The 5,544-nt window shown below is 43.3% G+C and carries 5 protein-coding genes and 3 pseudogenes; 4 read left to right on the top strand and 4 right to left on the bottom strand.

Annotated features, from left to right (window positions below; translation table 11 throughout):
* Positions 1 to 141: 141 nt before the first annotated feature.
* Positions 142 to 519 (top strand): annotated as a pseudogene (locus IM477_RS02545) (AhpC/TSA family protein); the annotation flags it as partial.
* Positions 520 to 825: 306 nt separating this feature from the next.
* A complete protein-coding gene (locus tag IM477_RS02540) occupies positions 826 to 1,137 on the top strand; it encodes a ferredoxin (protein WP_287730428.1) in 312 nt (103 codons plus the stop codon).
* A gap of 253 nt (positions 1,138 to 1,390) precedes the next feature.
* On the opposite strand, the pseudogene IM477_RS02535 reads toward IM477_RS02540, so the two are convergent.
* Positions 1,391 to 1,525: pseudogene (locus IM477_RS02535) on the bottom strand (lipoyl(octanoyl) transferase LipB); the annotation flags it as partial.
* A gap of 486 nt (positions 1,526 to 2,011) precedes the next feature.
* Between IM477_RS02535 and hpf the strand changes: the two are divergent.
* Positions 2,012 to 2,611: a ribosome hibernation-promoting factor, HPF/YfiA family gene (hpf, locus tag IM477_RS02530; protein ID WP_147070251.1), complete on the top strand. Its 600-nt coding sequence runs from the start codon at positions 2,012 to 2,014 to the stop codon at positions 2,609 to 2,611.
* 58 nt (positions 2,612 to 2,669) lie between these two features.
* Here hpf and IM477_RS02525 read toward each other — a convergent pair whose 3' ends face one another.
* Together IM477_RS02525 and IM477_RS02520 are read right to left on the bottom strand one after the other, a co-directional pair.
* A complete protein-coding gene (locus IM477_RS02525) occupies positions 2,670 to 3,080 on the bottom strand; it encodes an Hsp20/alpha crystallin family protein (RefSeq protein ID WP_287730427.1) in 411 nt (136 codons plus the stop codon).
* Between the two features lie 218 nt (positions 3,081 to 3,298).
* Entirely contained in the window at positions 3,299 to 3,940 is a 642-nt protein-coding gene (locus tag IM477_RS02520; protein WP_079206982.1) for an L-threonylcarbamoyladenylate synthase, read from the bottom strand.
* Between IM477_RS02520 and larC the strand changes: the two genes are divergently transcribed.
* Positions 3,917 to 5,173, top strand: a complete 1,257-nt coding sequence (gene larC / locus IM477_RS02515) for a nickel pincer cofactor biosynthesis protein LarC (protein ID WP_287730426.1) — start codon at positions 3,917 to 3,919, stop codon at positions 5,171 to 5,173. The genes IM477_RS02520 and larC overlap by 24 nt on opposite strands.
* Positions 5,174 to 5,321: 148 nt before the next feature.
* Here larC and IM477_RS22865 read toward each other — a convergent pair.
* A pseudogene (locus tag IM477_RS22865) lies at positions 5,322 to 5,402 on the bottom strand (DUF29 domain-containing protein); the annotation flags it as partial.
* Between the last annotated feature and the right edge of the window lie 142 nt (positions 5,403 to 5,544).

Raw genomic sequence — 5,544 nt, 5'->3', positions numbered from 1 at the left:
TGTCAGTCTGTAGAGCGACCATAAGACCAGAACAGAGTAAATCTGTTAAGGCAGGTGCGAAAAATCCTTCGGGAAAGAAGCAGAAACCTAAATCGTGAGGTTTGGGAATCACCGTCCGTTTACGGCGGTGAGGATGTCAAGTGTGCGGGTGTGGGTAGTCCGGGGACTCTGGCCGAAGTGCTGCGGGGTTATCTTGGCGATCGCAAAGCTCCCCAATTAATTGCCGAGGAGGAAACAATGCAAGCGCGGCCTTTACCACCCTTCCGGGGTTCCCTATTCAATCTTGCTGGGGGTCAAGGTTTTCAGCGACCTTTTGAATTAGCCACCCTGAGACTTCGTAATATGAGTCAAGTTTTGGGCAATTGGTCAACCTATGTCCCCGATAGCAGTTATCTCACCCAACGGGGAGGGACTTTTTTGTTTGATAGTCAAGGAAATTTACCCTATGAGCATCGGGATCAAGGTATCTTGGGTTTTGCTGAGAATATGAGTTATCCTCTCGCTTTTTTGCAGGATTAAGCTTTTTTCTTCTTCATCTCGCCCACTCCCAACTCTTGACTTTTAGCTTTTCTAGCTGATGGCTAAAAAACTTTAGTGTTGGTGGGAACTGGGAACTGGGAACTGGGAGTTAATGATACCATTAAAAACGGATTTGGTATTCTTGACTCAAGAGATAAGTAAATATTATTTTAAGTTTATTTAAGGCTGTCATTACTAATGGTAAGTTGAGCCGGGTAAATTTTCCCGTAGTATCAAAAAGGAAACTCATTCGACCCGTTCAGTCTAAACGGGGAGAGAAAGGATTTTGAGACTGAGGAACAACCTATGGCAAAGAAAACAAAGACAACCACTTATAAAGTCACCCTGAAAACACCCGATGGCGAGCATACAATTGATGTTCCCGATAATGAATTTATTCTCGATATAGCGGAAGAAAAAAAATTAGATTTACCTTTTTCTTGCCGTGCTGGTGCTTGCTCTGCTTGCGCTGGTAAAATCGAATCCGGTAGCGTTGATCAATCCGAGCAATCCTTCTTAGATGACGATCAAATTGAAGCGGGTTATGTCCTCACCTGTGTTGCCTATCCTACTTCTGACTGTGTGATCGTCACCCACAAAGAAGAAGATTTGTACTAATTTAACTCAATATTCGGGGGTTAGATACTCCAACAATACAACAATAATAGAGCGGGAACTGCAAGGGCGACAGTTCTCGCTTTATTTGTATTTTTGCCTCTTGACTCGACAGTGATACTAAATCCGTTGAGTATAGGCTAGTTAAGTGGGTGGGTGGAATTAAATATAAGATGAACGTAGGTTGGGTTGAAGCATGAAACCCAACGCCCGATTATGTTACGCTACCGCTAACCCATCCTACAAATAATTGTGCCTCCCTACTTAGCAGGATATCAGGTAAGTCGGGATTAGCAATTCTCGCCCCACCAGCGATCGCTGTTGCCAAAGAATAGGGCGTAATTGCCCGAATTTTTAGCCCACAGAGACGAGGTATTTTTTGAGCATTCATGGCGAGATTTGTCAAATTATTTAAGAAATGTGAAGGAGCGCAAAGGAAAATTAAAAGAAGGGAAGATATAGATGTTGGGAAGAATACTAAGTGCTAATCTAAGGTTATCCCATCTATTCCGAGGTTAACCGTCGAACAGGAGAAACAATCACCGGATTCCCTTGCTGGCGGCAAAAATCAGTTTCTTTAAATGAAAGTTAACAGAACTTCGCATTTCTGTTAAGAGAAGGTTTAAAGAAACTTGTTAGAATAGAGGTAGATAAATCCAGTTGCAAATAGGCGCTCGACCCGATGAATTTTCCGCGCGATCCGACAAAAAAAAGAGAACGAGAACACCGACAATATCTAGACTGTGACCTCTAATTGACTTTCAATCAACAGCGCGATCGAGCAGTTTTTTTGAGGATTAAATTCCTGGCATCAACATCCCTTAAAAATAGTTGATGTGGGCAGTCCATAGCAAAATTTTTAGATGGAGTAGTGAGTATGAAGCTATTGATTCAGGGCAATAATATCGCTGTCACCGAACCTATTCATGATTATGTGGAACAAAAGCTGGAGAAAGCGGTGAAACATTTTAACGGCATAACCACAAAGGTCGATGTTCACCTCTCCGTGGAAAAGAATGCACGCATTCCCGATCGCCACAAAGCGGAGGTAACGGTTTATGCTAATGGAACAGTGATTCGCGCTCAAGAAGGAAGCGAAAATTTGTACGCGAGTATTGATTTAGTTTCTGATAAAATCGCTCGTCAACTCCGCAAGTATAAAGAAAGATTGGTGGATCATCGCACCAACGCCCCCGTTAAAACTAGCGAGGTGGTGCAAGAGAAACCCTTAGATGATAGCCTAATTGGCGATCGCACTCCCGAATTACCTGCGGAAGTAGTGCGGATGAAATACTTTGCCATGCCACCGATGACTATTGAGGAAGCACTAACACAATTGCAATTAGTCGATCACGATTTCTATATGTTCTGCAACAAAGACACGAACGAAATCAATGTTATCTATCAACGCAATCACGGCGGTTTTGGTGTTATTCAACCCCGTCCCGTCAACCTAAATGGCAAAGAATCCAATTAACAGTTAGCGACCACAAATAAAACCAAAGACTGGAGAAATTCTCCAGTCTTTTTCTCATCTAACCAAGATTAACTTTAACCACTTTATTTTTTTCTGCCACCGCTTTCGGGAGGGTGAGATAAAGAATACCGTCTTGATAGTTAGCGGTAACTTGGCTATTTTGCACCTCTACTGGCAGGGTAATCAAGCGACTAAATTTACCATAATAAAATTCGCTGTTTTCTACCTCGGCAGCGCATTCACGTTGCCCATTAATAGCCACCATTTGCTTGCTAACCTCCACATCGATATCTTTAATATCCATACCGGGTAATTCGATTTTTAATTCCACGGAATCCTCGTTAACGGAGATTTCCACCGGGGGACGAGATAGCAGTGAAGTTGTCGGTAATACTTCTTGAAAAAGTTGATCGATTTGACGTTGGACAGAATTAATTTCTAGGAAGGGAGAATAAAGAGTGAAAGCCATAGTAATAATTTCCTTGAGAGGTTTTCTCTGACTGCGATTACCTCTATCTTAAGCAACTAACTTGACTTCCACAAGGCGGTTTTCAGGAAATAAAAAGTCGCAATAACCGATACAGTTATCAGTTATCAGTTATCAGTTATCAGTGTCAAGTTGTGGGGTGTGGGGTGTGGGGAGTGGGGTGTGGGGAGAACAAAGCGGCCTGCTGCCCCCTGCCTTCGTTAAAACCATTGTTGTAATTCCGGCCAACCCAAACCCTGACGCACAATCTCCGGTTGATCGCCGGTAAAATCAACAATTGTTGACACTTCCGAACCGGGAGCCGAACCATCTTCGATAATTAAATCAACGATATGATCGAGGGCATCGAATAACCTAGCGGATTCTAATCCCTTGGTGGGAAAATCCCCCTCCTGATCGGGAAGATGGGCAGAACTAGAGATAATGGGATTTTCTAGGGTTTCGAGAATAGTGCGACAGATAACGTGATCGGGAACCCGGATACCGGTGGTTTTCCGCTTCGGATTCATCACCACTTTCGGCACTAATTTAGTCGCCGGTAAGAGAAAAGTGTAGGGACCGGGTATGACTCGTCGCATAATCTTATAGGCATGATCGCTGACCACTGCGTACTCGGAAATATTCGACAAAGAAGAACAGAGAAACGTCAAGGGTTTATCATTAGATAGTTGCTTGATTTGGCGAACTCGTTCGACAGCGGATTTCACATTGAGATCGCAACCGATCGCATAGACAGTATCGGTAGGATAAAGCATAATTGCCCCATTTTTAAGGGCATGACAGATTTCTTGGATAGAACGTTGCTGGGGATTTTCGGGATGGAGAGAGTAAATAGTAGCCATGATAGCAAAATCGTCGCCTATTGGGATTGTCCCACGGGAATCGCCGGGGATATGTGTTTAGGGGCATTAGTAGATTTAGGAGTCCCCCTAGAATACCTGATTGCACAACTAAAAACTTTAGGAATCGAGGATGAATATCAGTTAAGGGCCGAAAAAGTGCATCGTCGCGGTCAAATTGCCACTAAGGTTCACGTCGATGTCACTGCCGAGAAGTCCGATTATCATCACCACCATCACCATCATACCCCCGCTCGCCATTTACCGGAGATTGAAAATTTAATCAAACAGGCAAATTTACCCCAGAAAGTCCAAGAATGGAGTTTAGCGGTTTTTCAACAACTTGCGATCGCAGAAGGAGCCGTTCACGGGATCGCGCCGGAAAAGGTGCATTTTCACGAAGTGGGGGCAACCGATGCCATTGTTGATATCGTCGGGACTTGTTTGGGTTTGGATTGGCTATCGGTGAGTGAATTATACTGTTCTTCTCTACCCACTGGCGGCGGTACAGTTCAGGCCGCCCATGGTCGTTTACCGGTTCCCGTGCCAGCAGTAGTACAATTGTTAAGTAATCGACAAGTACCAATTTATAGTAATGGCATCGCAGCGGAGTTAGTAACACCCACGGGGGCAGCTATTGTGACAACTTTAGCTAAAAGTTTCGGTAAACCGCCCAAAATACAGTTAGAAAAGGTCGGTTTAGGGGCAGGGACAAAAGATTTACCGATTCCCAATCTTGTCCGGCTTTGGTTAGGGAAAAAAGAATCAGAAAAGCTAGATGAAATTGAAACTGTGGCAGTTTTAGAAACTCAAATTGATGACTTAAATCCGCAAGCGATCGCCTACTTAAGCGAGGCTTTATTACAAGCAGGGGCTTTAGATGTATTTAGTCAAGCAATTACTATGAAAAAATCTCGTTTAGGGATACTCTTGACAGTAATTTGTGGCTTGGATAAAATTGCTATTTGTGAAAATATGATCTTTCAGGAAACCACAACTTTAGGCATTAGAAGGACGATTCAAGAGCGATCAATCTTAAAAAGAGAGATACAATCGATCGATACTGTCTATGGTAAAATTCGGCTAAAAGTTGCCTACAAAGAGTCAATTAATCAACCGATTACCGTACAACCAGAATACGAAGATTGTGCCGCAATTGCCCGTCAGCATCATCTACCTTGGCGATTTGTTCATCAAATGGCCTTAGCTATTTGGCAAGAAAAAAATCAGTCTTGACAGCAGGGCGATTTTCTCCTAAAACTGCCATATCCATTGTTCAAAAGAACGTAGGTTGGGTTGAAGCATGAAACCCAACGCCCGCTCATGTTACGCTACCGTTAACCCATCCTACAAATAATTGTGCCTCCCTACTTATATCCATTGTTCAAAAGGTATTTTCATGAAAATAATCCCAATTTAAAACCTGTTCTTGGCTAAAAGGACAATCAACCGGAAAAGTTTCTTTTGTTGACACTCCCCGCTCTAAAGAGACGGGGATTCTTGGTTCACAGAGATTACTTGCTTAGACAGAATTGCTTCTGAAAAAGTAGAGGTATTCTCTCCCCAAGCGTTTATTGGATCGAGCCCAAAGGTTCCGGTATGCCCTA

It is taken from the genome of Microcystis sp. M090S1, from assembly GCF_020246295.1.
GTDB lineage: Bacteria > Cyanobacteriota > Cyanobacteriia > Cyanobacteriales > Microcystaceae > Microcystis > Microcystis aeruginosa.
Note: the sequence above shows the minus strand (reverse complement) of the source record. Positions and strands in the feature narration are given on the sequence as shown.